The sequence below is a fragment of the Rhizobium sp. USDA 4016 genome (assembly GCF_056279705.1).
On record NZ_JBWCCY010000004.1, the window covers coordinates 3,254,617 to 3,277,332 of the forward strand.

Annotated in this window: 24 protein-coding genes and 1 pseudogene; 3 read left to right on the forward strand and 22 right to left on the reverse strand. The window is 59.9% G+C overall.

Annotated features, from left to right (window positions below):
* Positions 1-6: 6 nt before the first annotated feature.
* From ACZ9DP_RS31775 to ACZ9DP_RS31785, 3 genes are all read right to left on the reverse strand, one after another.
* Entirely contained in the window at positions 7-1,170 is a 1,164-nt protein-coding gene (locus ACZ9DP_RS31775; protein ID WP_476204665.1) for a carbohydrate ABC transporter permease, read from the reverse strand.
* A 1-nt stretch (position 1,171) separates the two neighbouring features.
* Positions 1,172-2,185, reverse strand: coding sequence for a carbohydrate ABC transporter permease (locus tag ACZ9DP_RS31780; RefSeq protein WP_022717197.1), 1,014 nt, complete (start codon positions 2,183-2,185; stop codon positions 1,172-1,174).
* A gap of 164 nt (positions 2,186-2,349) precedes the next feature.
* Entirely contained in the window at positions 2,350-3,708 is a 1,359-nt protein-coding gene (locus tag ACZ9DP_RS31785; RefSeq protein WP_476204666.1) for an ABC transporter substrate-binding protein, read from the reverse strand.
* Between the two features lie 275 nt (positions 3,709-3,983).
* Here ACZ9DP_RS31785 and ACZ9DP_RS31790 point away from each other — a divergent pair, with 275 nt between their 5' ends.
* Positions 3,984-5,006 (forward strand): LacI family DNA-binding transcriptional regulator, encoded by a 1,023-nt coding sequence (locus ACZ9DP_RS31790; RefSeq protein WP_476204667.1) that lies wholly within the window; start codon positions 3,984-3,986, stop codon positions 5,004-5,006.
* A 3-nt stretch (positions 5,007-5,009) separates the two neighbouring features.
* Here ACZ9DP_RS31790 and folD read toward each other — a convergent pair whose 3' ends face one another.
* Together folD and ACZ9DP_RS31800 are read right to left on the reverse strand one after the other, a co-directional pair.
* Positions 5,010-5,909: a bifunctional methylenetetrahydrofolate dehydrogenase/methenyltetrahydrofolate cyclohydrolase FolD gene (gene folD, locus ACZ9DP_RS31795; protein ID WP_476204668.1), complete on the reverse strand. Its 900-nt coding sequence runs from the start codon at positions 5,907-5,909 to the stop codon at positions 5,010-5,012.
* Between the two features lie 147 nt (positions 5,910-6,056).
* Complete coding sequence (locus ACZ9DP_RS31800) at positions 6,057-6,641, reverse strand: RNA-guided endonuclease InsQ/TnpB family protein (RefSeq protein ID WP_476204669.1); 585 nt, start codon at positions 6,639-6,641, stop codon at positions 6,057-6,059.
* Between ACZ9DP_RS31800 and ACZ9DP_RS31805 the strand changes: the two are divergent.
* Positions 6,636-6,800, forward strand: a pseudogene (locus ACZ9DP_RS31805) (transposase); the annotation flags it as partial. The gene ACZ9DP_RS31800 and the pseudogene ACZ9DP_RS31805 overlap by 6 nt on opposite strands.
* Positions 6,801-6,863: 63 nt before the next feature.
* On the opposite strand, the gene ACZ9DP_RS31810 reads toward ACZ9DP_RS31805, so the two are convergent.
* The 3 genes from ACZ9DP_RS31810 to ACZ9DP_RS31820 all read right to left on the reverse strand — a co-directional run bounded on the left by ACZ9DP_RS31810 (position 6,864) and on the right by ACZ9DP_RS31820 (position 10,650).
* Complete coding sequence (locus ACZ9DP_RS31810) at positions 6,864-8,540, reverse strand: GumC domain-containing protein (protein WP_476204670.1); 1,677 nt, start codon at positions 8,538-8,540, stop codon at positions 6,864-6,866.
* 113 nt (positions 8,541-8,653) lie between these two features.
* On the reverse strand, positions 8,654-9,496 hold the full coding sequence (locus ACZ9DP_RS31815; RefSeq protein WP_074066698.1) for a WecB/TagA/CpsF family glycosyltransferase: 843 nt from the start codon (positions 9,494-9,496) through the stop codon (positions 8,654-8,656).
* Between the two features lie 212 nt (positions 9,497-9,708).
* The gene (locus ACZ9DP_RS31820) at positions 9,709-10,650 is read right to left on the reverse strand and encodes a LysR family transcriptional regulator (protein WP_476204671.1); all 942 of its coding nucleotides are present in this window, start codon (positions 10,648-10,650) and stop codon (positions 9,709-9,711) included.
* A 95-nt stretch (positions 10,651-10,745) separates the two neighbouring features.
* On the opposite strand from ACZ9DP_RS31820, the gene ACZ9DP_RS31825 reads away from it, so the two are divergent.
* Positions 10,746-11,588, forward strand: a complete 843-nt coding sequence (locus tag ACZ9DP_RS31825) for an NAD(P)H-dependent oxidoreductase (protein ID WP_476204672.1) — start codon at positions 10,746-10,748, stop codon at positions 11,586-11,588.
* Here the strand turns inward: ACZ9DP_RS31825 and ACZ9DP_RS31830 are convergent.
* The 14 genes from ACZ9DP_RS31830 to rem all read right to left on the reverse strand — a co-directional run bounded on the left by ACZ9DP_RS31830 (position 11,545) and on the right by rem (position 22,648).
* Positions 11,545-12,078 carry a membrane protein gene (locus tag ACZ9DP_RS31830; protein ID WP_022717189.1) on the reverse strand — a complete coding sequence of 178 codons (534 nt, stop codon included), beginning with the start codon at positions 12,076-12,078 and terminating at the stop codon, positions 11,545-11,547. The two genes, ACZ9DP_RS31825 and ACZ9DP_RS31830, sit on opposite strands and share 44 nt — an antisense overlap.
* Positions 12,072-12,443 (reverse strand): hypothetical protein, encoded by a 372-nt coding sequence (locus ACZ9DP_RS31835; RefSeq protein ID WP_039843988.1) that lies wholly within the window; start codon positions 12,441-12,443, stop codon positions 12,072-12,074. Before ACZ9DP_RS31835 ends, ACZ9DP_RS31830 begins: the two co-directional genes overlap by 7 nt.
* An 11-nt stretch (positions 12,444-12,454) precedes the next feature.
* Positions 12,455-13,009 (reverse strand): rod-binding protein, encoded by a 555-nt coding sequence (locus ACZ9DP_RS31840; RefSeq protein WP_022717187.1) that lies wholly within the window; start codon positions 13,007-13,009, stop codon positions 12,455-12,457.
* 31 nt (positions 13,010-13,040) lie between these two features.
* Positions 13,041-13,454, reverse strand: a complete 414-nt coding sequence (locus tag ACZ9DP_RS31845) for a hypothetical protein (RefSeq protein ID WP_039843986.1) — start codon at positions 13,452-13,454, stop codon at positions 13,041-13,043.
* 3 nt (positions 13,455-13,457) lie between these two features.
* Positions 13,458-14,210 carry a flagellar biosynthetic protein FliR gene (locus ACZ9DP_RS31850; protein WP_476204674.1) on the reverse strand — a complete coding sequence of 251 codons (753 nt, stop codon included), beginning with the start codon at positions 14,208-14,210 and terminating at the stop codon, positions 13,458-13,460.
* Positions 14,207-16,294 carry a flagellar biosynthesis protein FlhA gene (gene flhA / locus ACZ9DP_RS31855; RefSeq protein ID WP_022717184.1) on the reverse strand — a complete coding sequence of 696 codons (2,088 nt, stop codon included), beginning with the start codon at positions 16,292-16,294 and terminating at the stop codon, positions 14,207-14,209. Before flhA ends, ACZ9DP_RS31850 begins: the two co-directional genes overlap by 4 nt.
* A gap of 88 nt (positions 16,295-16,382) precedes the next feature.
* Positions 16,383-16,649 carry a flagellar biosynthesis protein FliQ gene (gene fliQ / locus ACZ9DP_RS31860; RefSeq protein ID WP_022717183.1) on the reverse strand — a complete coding sequence of 89 codons (267 nt, stop codon included), beginning with the start codon at positions 16,647-16,649 and terminating at the stop codon, positions 16,383-16,385.
* Between the two features lie 75 nt (positions 16,650-16,724).
* Positions 16,725-17,150 (reverse strand): flagellar hook assembly protein FlgD, encoded by a 426-nt coding sequence (gene flgD / locus ACZ9DP_RS31865; RefSeq protein ID WP_074066695.1) that lies wholly within the window; start codon positions 17,148-17,150, stop codon positions 16,725-16,727.
* Complete coding sequence (gene flbT / locus ACZ9DP_RS31870) at positions 17,141-17,590, reverse strand: flagellar biosynthesis repressor FlbT (RefSeq protein ID WP_022717181.1); 450 nt, start codon at positions 17,588-17,590, stop codon at positions 17,141-17,143. The genes flgD and flbT overlap by 10 nt, the downstream gene beginning before the upstream one ends.
* On the reverse strand, positions 17,587-17,934 hold the full coding sequence (flaF, locus tag ACZ9DP_RS31875) for a flagellar biosynthesis regulator FlaF (RefSeq protein WP_022717180.1): 348 nt from the start codon (positions 17,932-17,934) through the stop codon (positions 17,587-17,589). Before flaF ends, flbT begins: the two co-directional genes overlap by 4 nt.
* A 36-nt stretch (positions 17,935-17,970) precedes the next feature.
* On the reverse strand, positions 17,971-19,017 hold the full coding sequence (locus ACZ9DP_RS31880) for a flagellar hook-associated family protein (RefSeq protein WP_074066694.1): 1,047 nt from the start codon (positions 19,015-19,017) through the stop codon (positions 17,971-17,973).
* A gap of 3 nt (positions 19,018-19,020) precedes the next feature.
* Entirely contained in the window at positions 19,021-20,517 is a 1,497-nt protein-coding gene (gene flgK, locus ACZ9DP_RS31885; protein ID WP_283070823.1) for a flagellar hook-associated protein FlgK, read from the reverse strand.
* Positions 20,518-20,536: 19 nt separating this feature from the next.
* Positions 20,537-21,847 (reverse strand): flagellar hook protein FlgE, encoded by a 1,311-nt coding sequence (locus tag ACZ9DP_RS31890; protein ID WP_074066692.1) that lies wholly within the window; start codon positions 21,845-21,847, stop codon positions 20,537-20,539.
* A 129-nt stretch (positions 21,848-21,976) separates the two neighbouring features.
* Positions 21,977-22,648, reverse strand: a complete 672-nt coding sequence (rem, locus tag ACZ9DP_RS31895; protein ID WP_022717176.1) for a transcriptional activator Rem — start codon at positions 22,646-22,648, stop codon at positions 21,977-21,979.
* Between the last annotated feature and the right edge of the window lie 68 nt (positions 22,649-22,716).

The following is a 22,716-nucleotide window of genomic DNA, read 5'->3' on the forward strand; positions in this document are numbered from 1 at the left end:
GGATGATCAGCCCCCCTTGACCGAACCGGCGAGCAGGCCGCGCACCAGATAGCGCTGCAGCCCGAAGAAGACGAGCAGCGGTATGATGATGGTGACGAAGGCAGAAGCCGTTAGGATTTCCCAGTTGCCGCCACGCGAGCCGAGCAGCGCGTTCAGCGCGCCGGTCAGCACGAGGTGCTGCCTGTCGGTGCCGAGGAAGACCATGGCAACAAGCAGGTCGTTCCACACCCAGAGGAACTGGAAGATCGCGAAGGATGCAAGTGCGGGGAAAGAAAGAGGCAAAACGATGCGGACGAAGATTTCGAAATCGCCCGCGCCATCGACGCGCGCGGATTCGATGATCTCCTTCGGCAGCCCTGCGATATACGCGCGGAGCAGGTAGATGGCCAGCGGCATGCCGAAGGCCGTGTGCGCCAGCCAGATGCCGAGATAGGTCTTGGACGGCGCATCGAAAGCCGCGCCGACCATATTGTAGAGGCGCAGCAGCGGGATCAGCGACATCTGCAGCGGCACGACGATGAGGCCGACGACGAGCGCGATCAACAGCGCGCGGCCCGGGAACTCCATCCAGCTCAAGGCGTATGCTGCAAAGGCAGCTATGAGGATCGGAATGATGGTCGCCGGGATCGTCACCGTCAGCGAATTGATGAAGGATTGGCCGATGCCCTCGCCCGTCAAAACCGTCCGGTAGTTCTGCATCGTGAATTCCGGCGGCGTTGCGATCGAAACGTAGACGCGCCGGCCGCCGTCGTCCGGGCCGAAGGGGGCATTCTTTGTGTAGCGGTAGGTGCCGTCGGTGTTGACGAGCAGTGAGACGCCGTCGCCGAGGTCAGCGGTCTCACCGGCGCTGTTGGCAGCGGGCTGCTGGACACGCGTGCCGAAGGCTTTGATCGAACGTCCTTCCTGGCCTTCCAGGACATTGCCGGCGATCACATAGGTCGCGCCCTCTTGCTTCTGCTGGTCGGGCTGTCCAAGGCGGGATGCCACGGTTCGGGAGGAGCCGGCGAAGGCTGTCCACCAGCCGGAGACGACGAGCTGATCCTTGTCTCGCAGCGCGCTGATGAAGATGCCGAGCGTCGGAATCAGCCACAGGATCACGATGACCAGAACAACGAAGTGCACGAAAAGGCGAGCGGGGCCAATCTTGAAGAAATCTCTGGCAAGCGTCATCTCAGTGGCCTCCCAGCTCGCGATTGGCGCGGCGGACGTTCCAGACCATGATCGGCGTCACGGCCAGCATGATGATGAGGGCGATGACGGCGCTTCGGCCGGAATCGCCGCCTCCGCGGAACATCCAGTTGAACATCAGGTTGGCAAGAACCATCGAGTTCCATTGACCATTGGTCATGGTCAGAACGATGTCGAAGACCTTCAGCACGAGAATGGTAATGGTGGTCCACACGACGGCGATCGATCCCCAGACCTGCGGCACCATGATGCGCCAGAAGATTTGCCAGCCGTTGGCGCCGTCGATGACAGCCGCCTCGATGGTTTCTTCCGGAATACCGCGCAGCGCCGCGGAGAGAATGACCATGGCAAAGCCCGTCTGGATCCAGATCAAGATCACCATGAGGAAGAAGTTGTTCCAGAAGGGCACCGAAATCCACACCTGCGGCGTGCCGCCGAAAAGCTGCACGATTGCGTTCAAGAGCCCGATCTGGGTGTCGTTGCCGCCGCGAAACTCGTAGATGAACTTCCAAATGACGGATGCGCCGACGAAGGAGATCGCCATCGGCATGAAGACGATGCTCTTGGCGATGTTGCCCCACCAGATGCGGTCGGTCATCACTGCGATGACCAGGCCGAAGAACGTGCAGGCCGCCGGAACGACGGCAAGCCAGAGAATATTATTAAAGATGGATTGACGGAATTCACGATCGCCGAAGGCCCACTGGTAATTTGCAAAGCCGACGAACTGCTCACCGGAGCGATCGTAGAAGGAGAGGATGAGGGTCGCCACGACGGGGTAGACAAGATAGACGATCAGCAAAAACAGCGCCGGCCCGAGAAAGAGCCACGGGCGGATCATCGCACGGCGGTTCAGATTGCGCGCCGCCGAACGAATGTCGCCATCCTTCACGGGTAGCGCCAGATCCAGAATCTTGTTCGAAAAATAGAAGTAGGCCGAGCAGGCGAATACCGCCACCACCACAACGCCCAACGCGGAAACTATCTGCGACAGCATTCGTCCCTCCCCGTGCTACCCTTGCCTATGTTGAAGGGCCGACACCAGTTACCGTCAACTTCTTTTTGCGTTTGATCACAGTATCCGGCGTTGACCGGCCCCCCACGGGTCCGGTCATTCGTGCCAGCAATGCCGCGGGTCTCCCGCGGCACCGGCTAACGCGATTACTTGATGGCGTCCCAGGCGGCCTGGATTTCCTTGCCGGTGTCTTCCGCAGACTTGCCGCCGACGAAATCGACCATGCCGGTCCAGAAGGCGCCTGCGCCGATCTTGCCGGGCATCAGGTCCGAACCGTCGAAGCGGAAGGTCGTGGCCGTCGTCAAGATCTCGCCTTCCCGCTTCATCTGCTCGTTGGCATAGGCCGCGGTGCTCACACCCTTGTACGGCGTCAGGAAGCTCGACTGCGCCATCCAGACCTCGTGCGCGATCGGCGTCTTCAGGAATTCGACGAAAGCGCGGGCGGCCTTCGAATCCTTGGTGATCGAGACGAGCGTGCCGGCACCGAGAACCGGCTTGCCGAGGTCGGCATGCGCCGCATAGGTCGGCATATAGAAGAAGTCGGCGTCCTGACCGAGCTTCGTGCCTTCGGGGAAGAAGGACGGGATGAACGAAGCCTGATGGTGCAGGTAGCACTTCGGCGGAACGGCGAAGAGACCCTTCGGGCTGTCGCGGAAGTCGGTCGAAGCAACGGCCGCAGCACCCCCATCGACATAGCTCTCATTCTTGGCGAACTTGCCGAATTCATCGATCGCGGCAACGACAGCCGGATCGGTGAACTTCACTTCGTTCGTGGTCCACTTGTCATAGACATCCGGCTTGTTCATGCGCAGCATGATGTCTTCGATCCAGTCGGTCGCAGGCCAGCCGGTCGCGCCGCCAGACCCGAGGCCGATGCACCACGGAACGCCGCCGTCCTTGACGATCTGGTCCGTCAGGGCATGGAGCTCTTCCATCGTGGTCGGAACCTTATATCCAGCTTCCTTGAAGTTTTCAGGAACATACCAGACAAGCGACTTCACGTCGGCCTTGTAAGGGAATGCATAGTAACCGTCCTTGCCGTCCTTGCCCTTGTAGGTGCCGTAACCGACCCAGCTGTCGCCCGCGCCGTAATTGTCCTTCACCCACTTGGAATTCTCCTCGCCCAGCGGCGTCAGGAGGCCCTTGCTGGCGAGATCGGCCAGGAGGCCGGGCTGCGGCAGGATCGCGACGTTAGGAGGCGAGCCCGCTTGCGTATCGATGACGATCTGCTGTTCGTAGTTTTCAGAGGATGAATAGGTGGCATCGACGCCCGTCGCCTCAGTGAAATAAGCGAGAATGCTGCGGAAGAAGGCCTCGTCCTCACCGCGCCACGGCCCGAAGATTGTCAGCGGCTCGCCTTTCAAATCGGCGTGAGCGGCCTTGAACTCGTCATAGCTCTTCCAGTTGAACTTCGTATCCTGACCTGGAGGAAACTTCAGATCGGCAGCAGAAGCTGCCCCGGCAAACAGCGCCGTTACGGCGCCCATCAAAAGAATTTTCTTCATGTGATCAACCTCCCATCACAATCCCACCGGCGCTTCCCAACCTCCCGAGAGCAAATTTCAAAGCGCTTTGACACTCATTTCACTTTCGGCAGAAAAGAGTCAAGCCATTTCAAAAATACCGCGGAACGAGACGCTTGCATTGCCCATTGCAGCGGCACCTGGAGGGGAATATGGAGCGATTTTTCTTGAGTCAAGCGCCGTAGTTGCTACATAATTGAAAGCGCTTTGGACGCAGGGAGGCGTGTGTTGAGGGCGCTGAGGAGGAAACGCGGCAGGTGAATCTCAAACAGCTCTCGGAATTGCTTGGTCTTTCGCAGACGACCGTCAGCCGTGCACTCAATGGCTATCCTGAAGTCAACGAGGCGACGCGCGAACGTGTGCTTCGCGCCGTCAAGGAAACGGGATACCGGCCGAACAAGGCGGCTCAGCGTCTCGCGACCGGCAAGGCGGGTTCGATCGGATTGGTGATGCCGATGGCGCCTGGCCATCAATCGGATATACATTTTGGCGAGTTCCTGGCCGGCCTCGGAGAGGAGGCCGTCCGGCAGGACTTCCATCTCGTCATCATGCCCTCGGACCCCGACGACGAAGTGGCTGCACTTCGCCGCCTCGCGATCAGCGGCAATGTCGATGCGCTTTTCGTTGCCTATATGCGCGCTCACGACCCGCGCCTGGCGATGCTGAAATCGCTGGCGATGCCGTTCATCGTGCATGGCCGCTCGTTCGGGTCGGAGCCGGATTATCCCTATCTCGATATCGACAACGAGACCGCCTTCTACGATGCGGCGAAACTCCTGTTGCAGCTCGGCCATACGCGATTCGCACTGATGAACGGGCCGGCGCATCTCGACTTTGCGATCCGCCGGAAGAACGGCGTCGTCGCGGCCTTGTCAGAACGGGGACTGACCCTTTCCAAAACCTGCGTCAGTCACTCGCTGATGACCGACGAGCAAGGCCTGATCGCCATGGAGCAGTTTCTGCAGATGCCGGAGCGTCCGACTGCCGTCCTCTGCTCCAGCACCGTGCTCGCACTCGGCGCGATCCGCGCCCTGAACCAGGCCGGCCTGAAGCTCGGTGAGGATATCTCGCTCATCGCCCATGACGACGAGCTGCCGCTTCTGAAGCCGGAGAATTTTTCGGTCCCGCTGACGACGACGCGCTCGTCTCTTCGTGCCGCCGGCGCCCGGATTGCGCAGCGCCTGATCGGCACCGTCAAAGCGATCGGCTCCTATCCGGAGCACGAGCTGTGGAAAGCGGAGCTGATCGTCAGGGCCTCGACCGGCCCTGCACCGCGATAAGCCTCAAAATTTCGGCGGCGTCTGGCCGGCCGCGCGATGCCCGGCAATGACGGTATTGGCCATCAGCATGGCGATCGTCATCGGGCCGACGCCACCCGGAACCGGGGTGATCACCGCGGCAACATTCGATGCTTCCTCGAAGGCGACGTCGCCGACGAGGCGCGTCTTGCCCTCGCCCCTTTCCGGTGCGGCGATGCGGTTGATGCCGACATCGATGACGGTTGCGCCGGGCTTCACCCAATCGGCCTTGACCATCTGCGGACGGCCGACGGCCGCAACCAGGATATCGGCATTGCGGCAGACGGCGGGCAGATCCTTGGTGCGCGAATGGGCAATCGTCACCGTCGCATTGGCATTGAGCAGCAACTGCGCCATCGGCTTGCCAAAGAGGTTCGATCGGCCGATGACGACGGCGTTCAGCCCAGACAGGTCCTCGCCATGCATTCGGCGGACGAACACCATGGCACCGGCCGGCGTGCAGGAGACGAGGCCGGTTTCAAGGTCGCCAGTCGCAAGCTTGCCGGCATTGACGACGTGCAGCCCGTCGACATCCTTTTCCGGCAGGATCGACTGGATGATCGGCTCGCTGTTCAGATGCTTCGGCAGCGGCAGCTGTACGAGGATGCCATGGATCGAGGGATCGGCGTTGAGTGACGATACGAGCGCGGCAAGCTCTTCCTGAGTCGTCTCGGCCGACAGGGTGTGCTGTACCGACTTGAAGCCGCATTGCTTGGCCATCTTGCTTTTTGAATTGACATAAGCATGGCTTGCCGGATCGTCGCCGACGATCACCACGGCAAGCCCGGTCTTCACGCCGCTCTGCTTTTCCAGTGAAGCCGTCGCCATCTTTACCGTCTCGATTACCGAAGCGGCTACCTGCTTGCCATCGATCACTGTCGTCATGCGATTCTCCTGCCCTGCCTCGCGCGAAAGCTAGGCTCTTGCCGGCCGCGCTGTTTGCCTCAGAACGCCGTATCCTGTTTAAAAGCGGCAAATGCAAGAGCTTTAACATCGTCCCGGCCCGAAAGGACGGGGATTTTCAGGGGCGGCTCAGGCCGCCCTTTCGCGTTCTCGGGAGATGGGTTTAACTGCCTTCGATGGCCGTGTTCCGGCCGCTAGGATGTTGACCGCCGCGTTGACGTCGCCATGGTCTGCGTGTCCGCAGGAAAGGCAGAGGAACTTCGCTTGGTTTTCGCGGTTTCCCTTGTCCCTCGACCCGCATTCGGAGCAGGTCACGGCCGTGTATCGCGGATCGACCTTCACGAGGTTGCCGCCGAGGAAAGCCAGCTTGTAGGAGAGCAGCCGTTCGAAGCGGTACCACGCCGCCGCGAGGATCGAGCGGTTGAGTCCGGCCTTCTGCGCGACGTTTCTTTCCCGGTTCCTCTGCCGTCCCTTGGCCGAGGCGCTCATGTTCCTGATCTTCAGGTCTTCGAGGATGGCCGTTGCGAAGCGCCGCGCCATGCGCGTCGTCGTGACGTGCTGCCAATGCAGCCGTTTGCGCGCCGCCTTCGCCGCGATCCGCGCGGCGTAGCGTCTGGCCTTCGCCTGGCGCTTTGACCGTTTCTTTCGCCGCGACGCCGTGCGCTGCCACGCCTTATGACGCTCGTCGAGGGCGGACGGTGGCCTCGAGTCCATAGCCTCAAGGGAGTGTCGAGCCGCCTTGCTGCGGGAGGCCAGACCCGAAGTTTCGGGACGCTATTTCAAGGGCGTGTTGTGGTCGCCGTCGTCCTTCGCGGCTTCGTGCGGCAAAGCGCCCCTGACATCATCAAGCAGTATGTCGACCAACAGCGTTCGCGCGCTTCCTCCCCGCCCGAAACGACGAGGTTCCGCGCGGTTTCAATGATGCCGCGGCCGAGATCAACGATGGCCGGCGCCGTGGGATTGCAGCCTGTCGCGCAGACCGGCGAGCCGATCGCGCAGCAGTTCGAGTTCGCCGGCTGCCGCCTCCGGCTGTTCCGGGACAGTTAGCGTCTCCGCGGCAGGTGCGGGACGCTGTCGCAAGAGGCGCAAACCAAGCATGCCAGCAAGGCCGATCGCCATTGCAAGTGCAGCCCCGACGGCAGAGCGAACCGGCAGTCCGGGGCCGGCGGCAACGGCAGTGGTCTTTATCGGCTTGGCGGCAGTGATCGAAGCGGCGATCGAAGCCGTCGACGTAACGGCATCTGCCATCCGCGATCTCGCCGCCTCTGTCTTGTCGCGCAGTTCGGTCAGTTTGGCGAGATCGACACCGGTGTCCCGGCTCTGGGCGATCAGCGTGTTGCGCTGATCGTTCAGCGTCTTTCGTGCTTCTGTGGCTGCCTTGAGAGCGGCATTTGCGTCTTGGGCCTGGCGAGCCAGCTCCTTCGCAACCTTGTCCTTCAGGCCGTCAACGACAGCCTGCTGTCCGAGGCGGCGCGGATGGCGCGGACCGAGCTCGTTCGAAAGCAGCGACAGCGTCGCCTTCTCGGTGACGTATTTGTCACGCGCGTCCTGCAGCGCAGGCGAGATCGCTTCGAGCGGCAAGGAACCGTTGAGCACATCGCCGGGCTTGGCCACCTTGAGACGATCGGTCTCTTGCTTGGCAAGCGTGATCCGCTGCTCGGCGATCTTGAGATCGGCGTCAAGCTGGTTGATGCGCTGCTGAAGATCACTTGCGACTTTGACGTTGCCTTCGCCGCTGCTTGCGGTGAAGGCGGCCAGCTGCGCCTTCACGTCCTCATAGGCCTTGCGCAACCCTGCGCCTACCTCCGCCGATGCAGGAGGGCCGCTTGACATCAGCATGTCGGAAAGCCAGGAAGCGATACGCGAAGACTTGGCGCCGTCGGCCGTCGTGACTTTCAGACGGACTGTGCCCTGCGTTCCATCCGCATTGGCCTCGACCATTCCTGCAAGCGCCGCTTCCGCACGCGAGGCCGCGTCGGCCGCTGCACCACTGCCCGAAAGGAGATCAAGTGCTACGCCGATCGTGGATTGGCCGCCGGTGAATTCTGGATCGCGATCGAGCTTCAGCGCCCCGACGGCGGCAGACATGGTGCGGCCGGAAAGCAGGCGGCTCACGGCTGCAGCGGTCACGGGGCCGCGCTCGGCTTTGCCCGCCTGCACATGAAATGCCGCCTCCGCCGCATAGTGCGCGGGTTCGGCCGGCATCAGAAAGGGGACGCCTGCGCCGATCAAGGCAGCAACTGCGATTGTGCCGATCAGCTTCACCAAACTGCGGCGGCGGACGGGACAAGCGCTGAGATTTGCTGCATCTACCTGCCGGGCCTCGGCAGGCGCCGCCAGTCTATGCTGCGATGGCTCCGCAGGACGGACATCGTTTGCGGCACGCAGACGTGTTTCGAGGATTGTCTCGATGCGATCGACCAGATGCGGCGGTTCGGGCGGTGCGCTCCGCTGCAGGCGCTGCTCTTCGAGTGCTTTTCCGATCACCCTTAGCAGTTCGGCCTCCGAGGGGCGAACGGGCAGGGTTTCGAGATTTCGGTCTCGTGCATCGACGCGCCCCGCCGTTGCCAGTCGACGCCTATCAATGCTGCCTTTTAACCTGCTGTCATACATGACGCCATATCTCATGCGCACGAGCCGAGCCGCCCGTAGGAAGCGGATGATTAAGGCACTCTAAATTTTCATGGCAAAGAAATGGTTAACTGCGCGAGGCAAGAAGCAGGGTCTCAGTGAGCTCCCTCGCTCTGTTCCTGCGGTAACGGCAAGGGGACGCTGTTGTTGCCCGCCTGGCTAAGGATGCGCTCGCGGCGATTGAAGCGGTACTGCATCACGTAAAACAGAAAGACCGGGATGCCGAGCACATAGCGCCGCCAGAGACGGGCCGGTTCCTGCAGCATCCGGTAGGCCCATTCCAGCCGCATCATGCGAACGGTTTCCGGAGCGCGGGGAACAACTCCGGAGATGAAATCGAAGAGCGCCCCGACAGTCAGAACAAGCCGGGCATGGTCGGCGCGAATGTGATGATGCGCCCACTTCTCCTGCAGCGGCGTTCCCATGCCAATGATCAGGATGTCGAGGTCCTGGCGCTCAACCTCGTCAATGAGCTCCGTCGGGTTCTCCTTGTCGAAATACCCGTCCGAAATGACGATGAATTCGTGCCAGGGCGCATGCTTGCGGAAATTCGCTGCGGCTTTTTCGACGACTTCGCGCCTGCCGCCGATCAGGCCGACACGGCGCGGATTTTCCATATAGGTCAGAAACGCGGGAACGAAGTCCGTGCCATTGAGATTGGCAGGAAACGGTGCTCCATGCGCTATCTTGGAAGCGATGTTCAGGCCGATGCCGTCCGGCAGGACGAGATTCTGCAGGAGAATATCCCGGTATTCGCTATCGCGCAGCGTCATCAGCATGTTGTGAGCGTTGACGAAGGAAATGACGGTCTGGCCGACAGGAAAGGAGGCAAGCTCGTTGATGAAGACGAGCGCGTCGTCCCATCCGAGGTCGCACACCGGCACGTCGAAGATCGTGCGGCGCGATGCGAGAACCGCGAAATTCGCGATCAGGTTCATTCCAACCTCCAGCCAGAGTGCTTTACGCGCCCAACATCCCGGAAAACACAAGATACATTCCGCACCAGCAGGTTTTTACGAACCGGCAGCACCCGCCCGCCTGCAGCAAGTCCCGAATGCTGCATCAGGGATATGAAGGGAGCTATAGCAGGTGGGTTTCAAACAACTCTTAGAAAAGTCGTTCGAATTCCGCCGCCGCTTTCAAGGCTTTGTTAAGCTTGTGCGCCAAAGCGCTGCGGCTTTTCGATCCCCGGAATGCCGCCAATCTGCTCGACGAGGAAGTCGACCAGCAGCCGGACCCGGGCAACGCCGGCGCGTTCGGGGACGATCAACATGCTGAGCGGGACAGGCGGCAGCGAATAGTCCGGCAAGATCACCTCAAGCTTGGCAGCCGTCAGGAGATCGTCGACAAGCCATTGATGGGTAGGTGCGATGCCGCGCCCGGCGACAATGGCCTCGCGTGCAGCAAGCCCATGGTCGACCCGAAAGCGCCCTCCAAAGGGCACGGCATGGTCTTCGCCGCTGGGCCCCCGCAAAGCGAGCATGTCGCTCCCTGCCACGTTCGACATACGGATGCCTTCATGACCGAGCAAATCCTGCGGGACAACCGGCTTTCCCCGCGCTGCAAGATAATCCGGTGACGCGACGAGCAGACGCCGGGACTGGCCGAGCGCCCGCAGTTTCATCGAACTGTCGGTGAGCGGGCCTAAGCGAAGCGCGATATCGACGCCTTCCCGCACAAGGTCGACGCGCTCATCGGTAAGGCTGAGGTCGACTCCGATATCGGGATAGCGGTCCTGAAACGCGAAGATCAGCCGGCCGACGTGCAGAACCCCAAAAGCCGCAGTGCAGGAGATCCGGATCGTGCCGGCCGGCGCACCGCGCGTGCCCCGCGCCTCATCGCCGGCCTGTTCGACAAGGCGCAGGATCTGGACGCTGTTGGCATAATATCGGCTGCCTTCATCGGTCAGCGCGACACGCCGGGTGGTCCTGCTCAGCAGAGGCACGCCGACGGCCTCCTCAAGCTCCCGCAAATGCCGTGTGACCGTCGACTGGCCGACCCCGAACTCGCGCGCAACCGCCGACATGCTGCCGCGTTCGGCAACGCGGACGAAGGTTCGCATACGTTCCAGCGTAACGTCTGAACTATCCATTATTCGGCATAATCTTATGCATTACGCACATCTAGTGGATGATTCAAACCCTGTCTACCTATGGGTCAGTTCTCACCTTCACAGGATCACTGACCATGAAAGTTCTGCTTGTCTTCGCTCATCCCGAACCGCGCTCGCTCAATGGGGCACTGCGAGACATTGCCATCAAGGAGCTCGAGGCCCAGGGCCATGAGGTGCGCGTGTCCGACCTGTATGCCGAGGGCTGGAAATCCGAAATCGACCGTGCCGACTTTCCGTCGCTGGCAACTGATACGCGGTTCATACCTGTCGCTGCATCCAAGAGAGCTTTCGAAACTGGCGCGCTGACCGAGGATGTCAAAACCGAGATCGATAAGCTCCTGTGGGCCGATATGCTGATCCTCCAGTTTCCGCTTTGGTGGTTCAGCATGCCGGCAATCCTCAAGGGCTGGGTCGAGCGGGTCTATGCCTATGGGTTCGCCTACGGCGTCGGCGAGCACAGCGACAAGCGATGGGGCGACCGCTATGGCGAAGGGGCTCTGGCGGGCAAGCGAGCCATGTTGATTGTGACTACCGGCGGCTGGGAGGAACATTACTCGACCCGCGGGGTCAACGGACCGATCGACGACCTGCTATTCCCGATCAATCATGGGATCCTCTATTACCCGGGCTATGCCGTTCTTCCGCCTTTCGCGGCTTACAGGGTCGATGGTCTGGATGAGGCCGGCTTCGAACTCGCAGCCGAGCGCCTGCGTGAGAGGATGCGCACGCTCGAGTCCACCCCACCTATCCCCTATCGTCAGCAAAATGGCGGAGACTATCTAATCCCCAGCATGCAGCTACGCCCTGAGCTCGGCGAACCGGGCGCAACCGGCTTTGCGCTTCACCTGAACGGCGCAGACGAAGCCGGCGAAACTAGTGGGCGGCGCTCGCAGCTTCAGGTGGCGGGGGCTCGATGATCTTGACCGGATCGGCCGTTTTCTTCTGCTGGCCGGAGGCATTGGCTTTGACGTCTTCCTTGGAAAGGTAGTCGAGCTGCTCCAGCATGACCTCTGAGACGTATTCGCCGCCGAGTTTCTCGTTCATGCCTTTCTTGATCGCGTCGCGGAAGGCCTGCGGGTCGAAGGATTTCAGCTTGCTGATATCGACCATCTTATTGCCGACGAGCAGGGTGAAAAGCTCGTCGGTGGTCATTTCGGTAAGCGGCAGGGTCATGCCCTTCACCGTGTCCTTGTTCATCATGAAGGACACGCGGCCGAGGAAGTAACCAGTCACCGCGCCGTCGCCGATGATCGGTACGGTGATTGTCTCGCCCTTCACAAGCTCAAGCTGGCTCTGCTTCGAATCATCTGCCGGCGGGGCCGGCGCTGTCGCCAGCTTCACGGAGAAATAGACCGAAGCAAGCGTGATGGCGCAAACCCAGATGCCTGTCAGGACGAGCTTCACCATCCGGCATCACGCGCGACGAACTGTTCCTGGGAATAGGTGCCGTCGGCATCCGCATCCTGAACGGCATTCTTCAACAGGTCGGCAACCGCACGAACGGCTTCGAGATGTGCCTCAACGCGCCGGGCGTTCAGCGTCAGCTTCTGCTTCAGCCCGTGAAGCTGTTCCAGATGCGACGCAGCAAGCTCGGCCGGGTCCGTATCACGAAAGAGCATCGACAGCTCATAGAGGCAGCGGCTCTTATGCGCATTCGAGACCTTGAGATCGAACTGCGGGTCGCTGCCGATCCGCGTGTTCTCGTTGTCAATGATCATTTCCAGGCGGCCGAGGACCGACTTGATACGATATTCATTCGAGATGATTTCCATTTTATCCTCGGTTATGCTTCATTATTGATCTTGGCATCCGCGGTGGGCGTGCCGAATGTCTTGCGCTGGAATTCGTCGATCATGCTGAAGGCGACCTTGCGGTCATCCTGGTCCGCCGACGCGTTCACGATGGCGCCTTCCTTCTTGCGAAGCGCCTCGTTATACATCTGCTTGGCTATGCCGACGCCGTCACCTTCGGAGATGACGTTGCCGAGTTGCTCGGCCATCATGCCCTTCCAGATATCGCCCGTAGCGCCCTTGCCGTAGACCTGTTCACTGTCGCTCGGCAGCATGTTCTTGATGAAATTCTGAAGCACCATGGCCTCGAACTTCCGGTAGGTTTCCGGAATCTCTTCAGTCTTGGCGCGATTCTTGACGTTGTCGAGGCCGGTGGCGCTGTCAAGCACGTCGACCTTGGCAGAAAAGCCATCGCCGTTCTCGGCAAGGCCCGTTGCCCGAAAGGCCGCGCGGCTCGCTTTCAATTTCTCCTGGGCCACCTGAACTTCCATCGGGTCGGCGGCTTTGACAACATCCAGGACCAGATCACTCGGGGGTGAAATAGCCAATGTCACAATCCTCTAAATTAAGTTGCAGGGATTATGGTTTTTGAAGCTTGCTGGAGGCTGGTGTTGCAAATTTCTGATCGATGACATCGTAGACCGCGTTGTCATCGGCTTCGCGCCGTTCGGCTTCAAGGGCTTCCTTCATGCCCTCTTCCAGCCGGTCGCCCTTGGCCCGCTCGCGCTGCAGGCGCATCTCGTGCAGCTGTTGCATGCCGGTCAGCTGCTTGTCCTTGGTGCTCAGCCGCTCGAACCGGTCGGCATAGCTTTGCGAAAACGCACGATGGACCGGATCCATGGAGCCGAGCGCCATGACGACATTGTCGATCGACTGGTTGACCTCGGCGCGCTGGCGGCTCGTTTCGGCAAGGTCGTATTCCGCCATCTGCTCCAGATGCCGCTGGACTGCGACGAGCCGCTTCAGTTTTTCGGAACGGGTCTTCTCCGCCATCCGCTATCTTCCGATGAACACGCTTGGGAAAGATTGCGCATACTGGCTGATCAAGGCAGCAACCGAGAAATAAAACAGGAACAAGCCGCCAAGCAGCATGTAGGGCGTCGAGATGAAGTACACGGGAATCTGCGGCGCCAGCTTGTTGATGAAGCCGATCGAGACGTTGAACATCATGCTGTAGATGAGAAACGGGCTTGCGAGCCGGAGCATGATGTAGGTCGTCGATTGCAGCGTATCGGTGAGCGAAATCAGATTGGCGCGCATATCGGCAATGCCGCCGAAGGGCATGGTCGTGTAGGAATCGATCAGCGCCCGGAACACGATGTGATGGAAGTCCATCATGAAGAGGATCATCATTCCGGCAAAGGTGATGAAACCGGAGAGACTTGTTTCCACCGAATCCTCGATGACATCTGCCGCACCCGGTGAGGTGTATCCGACCATCATGGCGATGATGCTGGCGGCGAATTGGAAGCCCAGCGTGTAGAGCCGCGCCAGCAAGCCGTACATGACGCCGATCAGCGATTCGCTGACGATGAGCCCGATATAGGTCGCGCCGGTGTTGCTGACGGCCGGATAAACCGTGTCCCAAAGAACCGGCAGCATGGCGATCGAAAGGCCGCCGGCCACAAAGATCCTCAGCAGTTCCGGCACGCGCGCCGAGGAAAAGCCTGGCATTGCAAGGACACAGCCGCCGATCCGGCAGAAAACCAGGAAGAGCGCCAGAACAGTCCCTTGCGGGTCGGAAATCATGAAATAGAGCCCAAAATCTTTATCTCGATGCCCTTGGCCAGTTCGACGTGCGAAAGAACCGGAAGCGTGGCGAACAGCCGTTCGATGATCATGCGCACATAGGAGCGTGTTTCCGGCGATGTGACAAGGGCGAATGGCAGGCCGCGGTCCATGAATTCACGGATAACCTTCGTTGCCTGCTCGCTGAACTCCTCAAGGCTGCGCGGGTCGATGTCGAATTCGACGACCTCGCCCTTGTTGTCGCGCTTGAGCGCCTGGTGGAAGGCCATGTCCCACTTGCTGCCGAGCCGCAGGACGCGCAGCACGCCATTGTCCGCCAGGTCGCCGCAGAGCTGCTGCGCCATGCGGATCCGCACATGCTCGACGATCTGCTCGGTCTTGCGGACATGCGGCGCGAGCTCGGCCACGGCTTCCAGGATCAGATGCAGGTTACGGATCGAGACGCGCTCGGCAAGCAGCAGCTTGAGGACGGCCTGCAGGCCCGAATACGACATATGCGAGGTGCAGATCTCGTCTGCGAGCTTCTTGTATTCGGGATCGAGACGGTCGATCAGAACCTTCACGTCCTTGTAGGAGAGAAGCTGCGGCAAGTTGTTGCGGATGACCTCGCTCATGTGGGTGAGGACCACCGAGACGTTGTCGATCGGCTGGAAACCTTCGCGTTTCAAGTCCTCGGCGAAAGCCTCAAGAATGGAAACCGCCGGCATGCCGAAAGCCGGTTCGCGGATTTCGTCTCCTGGAATGCGCGGCTTGCGGCCAGAGCCGGTGACGACCAGCACTTCGCCGACACGCAACGCGTTCGATGCCACCGTCGTGCCATGGATGCGGATCTGGTAGGACTTCTCGGGAATGCTGATATCGTCGGTGACCTTGATCTCCGGAACGACGAAGCCATACTGTGTTGCAAATTTCTTGCGCATCTTGCCGACCCGGAAGGCGAGTTCCTGGTGTGCGCCGAGGAGGCGTGTCGACACCATCTTGCCGAGCGCGAGTTCGATTTCCGAGGTGCGCAGGACCGATTTGACGGAGTCCTTTTCGAGCTCCTTGGTCTGAACGACCTTCTTTTCCTCCTGCTCGCGGCGGACCTTGTTCTCTGCTTCGATCTGCCTCGGAATGAACCATGCACCGAACGCCATGAGGCCGCCAAGGAACATGAAGGGGACTGTCGGCAGGCCGGGCATCAGGCCCAGGACCGCCATCAACACGGCGGAAACGGAAAGCGCGCGCGGATAACCGCTCAGCTGATTGACGACGGCCTGGTCGGTCGAGCCGATGGTGCCGCCGCGCGAAACGAGAAGGCCGGCCGCCAAGGAAACGATAAGCGCCGGCATCTGGGCGACGAGGCCGTCGCCGACCGAGAGCTTGACGAAAACGTCGGCCGCTTCGGAAATCGGCATGTCATGGCGGAAATAGCCGATGATGATGCCGCCGAAAATATTGATGCAGGTAATAAGGAGGCCGGCGACCGCATCGCCGCGGACGAACTTGGAGGCACCGTCCATGGCGCCGAAGAACGAGCTTTCCTCCTCCAACTCCTTGCGACGGCGCTGCGCTTCCTTCTCGTCGATGATGCCCGCGGAAAGATCGGCGTCGATCGACATCTGCTTGCCGGGGATCGCATCCAGGGTGAATCGCGCGCCAACTTCAGCGATACGTGTCGCACCCTTGGTGATGACAATGAAATTGATGGTGATCAGGATCAGGAACACGATCAGACCGATCACGAAATCGCCGGACATCACCAGGCTTGCAAAACCGGCGATCACGCCGCCGGCGGCGTCATGTCCCTCATTGCCATGCGAAAGGATCACGCGCGTCGTTGCAATGTTCAGCGACAGTCGCGTCATGGTCGCGATCAGCAGGATGGTCGGGAAGGACGAAAATTCGAGAGGCTTCTGAATCCAGAGGGCAACCATCAGGATCAGGACGGAAAACGCGATCGAAAACGCCAGCCCCAAGTCGATCAGAAACGGCGGAATCGGCAGGAAGAGCACACAGATGATGACCATGATGCCGAGGGCAAAACCGACATCACGAAGGCTCGGAGCAGATTTCGGAAGGGGGAGTGCAGGTGGTTGCGCCATTTCGATTCCGTCTCTTCATGAGAGGAGGCAGGTATGCCCTGCCCAATTCGGATCGAGAATTAACCGGCGAAGCTTGCGCGAAGGTAGCTCAGAAGCCGGACTGGATGCGCGAGAAGACCATGTCGGTGAAAATGGAGATCTGGGAACCGACGAACGGTGCGGAAATGCCGACGGTAATGAGAACGGCGACAATCTTTGGAACGAAGGTGAGCGTCGCTTCCTGAATCTGCGTCAGCGCCTGGATCAGCGCGATGACGAGGCCGACGATCATGGCAGCAGCGACCGCAGGGCCGGCCGCGATCAAAACGGTCCAGATCGCCGCCTGAAAAAGGTCGAGTGCATCGGCTTCATTCATCGTCAGGCAACCTCATATCGCCTTTCGGTCCGCCCCGCAGTAGCCGGACCATTATTGCGTTCATTGCAAGTCAGTTCACGACGACGTGTCTGACGTCGGCGCTTCATCCGCGAGAGTGATTCCCGCCTGCACGAGAATACTCTTCCCGTCCGTCGTCGTCGCGATAATTCCGTCGGAATACACCTTGACCGAGGCGACAGTGCCTTTAACGGTGCCGTCGGCGCTGGTCATGTACTTGCCGATATAGCTGCCTGCCTGGGTGAGGCTGGAGCTTGCGAGCAGCGTGTCCAATTTCGTGTTGGTCTGGATCGTCTGCTCGACCTGCGAGAAGCTTGCGAGCTGCGACATCTGCTCGCTGGCGTCCATCGGATCCGTCGGATCCTGGTTCTTCATCTGCGCGATGAGCAACTGCAGGAAGTTGTCGTAGTTGAGCGTTGCCTTCTGCTGCGCAGTCTGCGTGGTCGACGTCGTGCCGACGCTGGAAACGCCGTCTACCGCCATGGTGCGATCTCCTTGCGGATTTGCTCGACCATCGCCGGGTGCATTTCCTGGTTGTTCAAGATGCCGTCCTCGGTCGGATAGAGCGCGCGGATGGCCTTCAGCGCATCGAATGCGCGCCCCGTCGAGACGAGGCCATCGATGCGCTTCAGCTCGGCGAGAACCTCTTCGTTCTTGAAGCAGGTCAGCAGCATGGTGATCGACTTGCGGAACATCGCCGTCGACTGCTCCTTGCCTTCCGGATTAATCAGGATCATCTGCGCGATGAAGTAGAGCTGGCGCAGCGGCGTCGTGGCGTCTTCCGGCTGAAGAACATGGTTTTCAAGAAGAAACGTCACATCATTCAGGAATTCCAGCGCGACCTTGCGGTCAACGCGCAAAACCGCGCCGTTGATGAAGATTCTCTCTCCGGCTTTTAGCGAAATGCGAAGTGTACTTTTCATTTAAGTCCATCCCTGATGATGGTGGTAACGTCGATAATGCCTTGGTAGTTACTCGATTGGCGTCGCCTGATCTTGTCGCATTCCTTCAAAATCCAGATTGCGATCGAAATCAGGTTGGCCCGCAGCTCGATCTGGAGCTGATTGTCGGGATGCTTGAGATCCTCGATAAAACTCACCCAAACACGCCGGGTGTAAAACAGTGCCTCAACAGATTCCCGGCTGTACTTTTCCTTGTCGCGCGCCAGCGAGAGCAATTCGATTGACCGGTCGAGAACTTGCCGCTCCCGCTCTTTCGCGTCGGTCACCGAGTCTTGCATGACCTCGGCATAAGAGAATTGATACATTCATGCATCCTTCTTTGTATTGCGCGCCTTTGATCATCAAAGGTAATTCACGAGGCTCAGCTGCTGTATTTTCGATACGATCGTGTAAGCCGTTTCGAGCTGCGTTTCCAAGGTCTTGACGAGGGTCGAAGCTTCTGCAGGGTCAACACCCTGGAGGTCCACGACCTTGTTGTTGATGATGGCAGCTTGGGCATCGAGAGCGTCGTTCGCCTTCTCGACGCGCTCCTGCGACAGGCCGAGCTGGCTCTGCTGCGTCACGAGGCCGGATGTCGCCTGCGCCGCATAGCCGATGGCGCGTGAGGAAACCGCGTCCATGGCATCGGTGCCAAGGCCCTGATCGATCAGCGCATTCGTCATCACCGTGGCCATTGCGAGGTAGCGCATGCCGTCGGAATTGGCGTTGGTGGACGATGTGATGACTTCCGAGTTGCTGATCCGGCTCGTCATGTTCTGGTTGGAGGCCTTGGACCAGCCTGTGGCCGGGTTCGTCCATGCCGCAGCGCTGAACATCGGCTCCACGGTGCTGGTCATGAAGGTATCGATTTCAGCCGCCGTCAAGGCGCTGACCGGCTTGGAAAGCCCGGTCGCGTAAGTGTTCAGGGCAGTGACGATATCGGCTTCAACGGTGGCGCTGCGATCCGTCAGTGGCGGAACGTCCGTATTGACACCGGAAAACAGGTATTCGCCGCCGGTGATCATGTTGCCGGTGTCCATGAGCTGCGAAAGTGCCGCCGCCGAGGACTGGAGAGTGACGGTAATGGCGGTCGATGCCTGGCTTCCCTTGAGCGCCGTCAGATTCTTGACCAGCGCATCACTCGCCTTCTGCACGTCGGCCAACCCGCTCTGGGACATTTCGAGACGAAGATTGACGGTGGAGTTGCTGTCCTTGAACGAGGAGATCCGATCAAGCTCGCGCGCATAGTTCACGCTCTTGGCCGCGTCGATGCCGAGCGATACGCCGATATCGGCGTAGGTTTTCGTGGTGGCTTCAATCGAAGCCTTGACCATCTGGTTCTGCGACTGGCGGATCGTCAATCGCATCGCGTTCTGAATGGCTGAACTAGAAATAAAAGAGCTCTTCATGGCTTAACTCGCTATATCCAGCAATGACTTCAACATTTCATCGATGGCGTTCAAAATCTTCGTCGCCGCCTTGTAGGATTGTTCGATGTCGAGAAGCAGCGTCAGCTCTTCGTCCAGGTTGACGCCGGTCTCGTTGGAATAGGCTTCGTCGGATCGCGAAAGCGCTGCTGCCGTGTTCTCCGTGGCACCGCTCGCGTCGCTGCGGTACTGTTCGAACCAGCCGATCGAGCTAGACGAAAAATCCATGATGCTGACGTTCGAGTCGATACCCGTTGCCGAGTTGAAGCCGATTACGCCGGCGCCCGGATCGAAATCCATCTTGGCGCCCATGGCCGTGTAGAGCTTGTCGAGCTGCGCGGTGTAGCCGCCATTGGCAGCGGTATTCTGATTGAACGCGGCGCCGTTGATCGAACCGTCGCGCAGCTTCATCGGATCGCCGCCCAGCGAGGTCACCACTGCCGGATTGACCGTGATGGAACCAGCAATGCCGTCGATGATCGTGGCCGTCGTCGGCGTTCCGCCCGGAAGCCCGCTCGGCAACGTCCAGGTAAAGAGACCCGGCAGCGTGCTGGTTCCGGCCGTGTTCGTTTCCGAAAATAACGCAACGAGACCCTTGGCGATTTCGTCGAGCTGGGATTGGAATGTCGGCGCGACTTCGTCACGAAGCTGGAGAAGCGCCTGGAGACTGCCCTGCGCCGACGTCGTGCCGCCCGAACCCTTACCGAGCGCCACGCCATCGATGTAAACGCCGTTGCCGTCGGTGGAGGCGCCGTAGCTCTGGGTCGGCTTGAAAGTCACCGCGCGCGGAATGGTCTCGAAGAGCGTCACCCCGTCCGAGGTATACAGCACCATGTCATTGTTATCGCGGGCGACGGTCGTGACTCCCACGATCCCCGAAATCTGCTTGAGCAAGGCATCGCGCTGGTCGAGCGCTTGCGACGGATCGGCACCGGAAGACGTGGCAGACTTGACGGCGTTGTTTGCGGTCTCGAATTGCGCCAGCAGCTCATTCAGCTCTTCTACGGAATTTGCAATCGATTTGTCCGCATTCATCCGCACCTGCTGGACAGCGTTGGTCGCATTGTTGAGCGAGTTCACGACGTCCTGCGCCGCCGTGATGGCGCCCTGGCCGGCGATCGTGCTGTTCGGTGCGGCTCTGAACGCGCTAAGCTTGTCACGAAAGACCGCAAGGTAGGTGGAGGGCGCCGTCTCGTAATCGTTGCCGCCGATGACGGACTTGATGTCTTCCAAGCCGTTCAAAAGGGTCTGCTGGGCACTGTCTTGAGAATTGCTCTTCAGGTACTGGCGCAGGAGAGCATCCTCCTGCGCACGGTTGATCTTGACCACCTGCGCGCCGTTCAAGGAGGTGGTGAGCATCGCCTGCCGACGCACATAATCCTTATTGCCGGCATTGGCGATATTGTTCGATACGACGCTGCTTTGAGCGCCTGTATTGTTGAATATGCCCTGTGCCGTATTAAGTGCGGAAGTGAGCGACATGGCTTAGCCGTTACCTTACTTATCTCTTGAGATTGACGAGGACGTCCATCAAGTCCGAACCCGTCTGGAACACTTTCGAGTTTGCCGTATAGCTGCGCTGCGACTCGATCATTTCCGTGAGCTCGCCCGCCATATCGACGTTCGAACCTTCAAGCGCGCCCGATTGGATCTTGCCGAAGCCACTCGTCTGCGGGAAGCCGGTGACGGTGACGCCGGACCTGCCGTTCGCTGAGTAGACGTTGCCGGACATCAGCGTCAGCAGATCGGGGCTCGGCACGTTTGCGAGCGGGATCTGGAAGACGGGCTTGGTGCTGCCGTCGTCGTATTTCGAATACACCACACCATCGGCGTCGATGGTGATATCGACCGGCGAGTTTGCGCCCTGTCCATCGACGTTACCGGTGCCGGACCAACTGTCGCCGACCTGCGAGAGATCGAGGCTCATATTGATGGTGAGACCCGTCACCGGATCGATGATGTCCGTGGTGCTGGTATGCGTTGCATCCGTCAGCATCTGCCCCGAGCTGTCGAAATATACCCGCTTCACGTCAACGGCGGCGGAAGAGTACGGGAAGGAGCTCGTGCCAGTCGCGGCCTTGTCGGCGTTGCGGAATACCGCCATTTCCCATTCGTAGGCGGTGCCAGTCGGCGGCAGCGGCGCCACGGTCGTTACCGGGACCTTTGTGAAGTAGATGTCGTACATCACCTTGCTGCCGAGCTTGTCATAGGTGACGATCGAATATTTCTGCGTATCGGATGTGGCCGTTGCGTTGTTTGCGCTCGGGAGGTCTGCCGCAGTGGTTTCGATGGGCGAAGATGGCTTGAGGTTGCCCGTCCACGTACCATTCGCCGTCGGCACGGCTTCCAGTTTCTGGTCGCCGAGGACATTGATCGGAACGAGGCCGTCGAAGCCGTTGACGACGACGGCCGGAGCGGAAGAACCATAAGGATAGCCCATCAGCGTGAAGCCCGCCGAGTTGACGAGGTTGCCTTCGTCGTCCTTCGTGAAGTCACCGGCGCGGGTCAGGACCGGCGTGCCGTCGGCGCCCTGCACGATGAAAAAGCCGTCGCCGGAAATGGCGAGGTCGTAGCCCGAAGTCGTGTAGGAGATGTCGCCTTGGTCGGAAACAGCCTGACGGATGGACGTCTGCACACCACCGGAATTGTAGTTGCCTGCCGTGGACGGCAGGACGAGAGAGGAGAAGGCCGTCGAGACAGCCTTGTAGCCGGTGGTATTTGCATTCGCGATGTTGTCGGCAACGGTGCTCAGGCGGTTTGCCTGTGCGTTCATCCCCGACACTGCCGTCTTCATGCTGCCAAAAATGCTCATCTGAAAACCTCGTTTTCCTTGATAGCTTGGAGAGTATTTGGCGGGCCTTGCGTGAAGCTGTCTGTAGCGGAGCTGCCTGATCGAAATATTGAAAGGCACGTTTCCGCGGGCCAGGCCCGCCGCTGAAAATCAGTTCCAGTCGATGCAGTAGCCGAGAAAGCGCTTCGAATCGACCGGGTCGAAGCCGAGCTTCTTGCGCAACTTCTTGCGCAGCTTGGAGATATGGCTCTCAACGACATTCTCTTCGACTTCCTCGTCGAAGATGCCGTAGATGGCGTTGAAGATCTGGGTCTTGGTGACGCGGCGGCCGCGGTTGGCGATCAAGTATTCCAAAATGCGGCGTTCGCGGCGCGGAAGCGCAAAGACTTCACCGTTGATTTCCGGATCGCGGCCGTCCGAAAAGACGCGGATCGCGCCGATATCGGTGTGGGTCGAAATCGCTTTCAGGCGGCGGCGGATTGCAGCGGCGCGCGCCAGGATTTCACGGGGGTGCACTGGCTTGCGGACGACATCGTCGACGCCGCAATCAAAAAGTGCAAGGGTGTTTTCGAGCGAAGGCTGGTCGCTGACCGCGATCACCGGCGCCTGGGAGCGATCCCGGATCGCCCGTGGCAGCTCTAAGGTCTGCCTGCCCTGGCCGATCAGGAAAGCTTCGACAGCCGCGATATCGGAATCCGCCGCCGTTTGCACCCACTCGCCGAATTCGCTTGGATCAAAGCCGGTCGAGGGAATGCCCTCGCGGCCAAACAGTGATGTGTAACCATCTTTTACGAGCTCACGCTCATCAACCACTACGATCATTCGTCCGCCTCCGAATCAGTGTGGCACCTCGATGATCTATGGGTACGAATCGCACGAATCTGGGACAA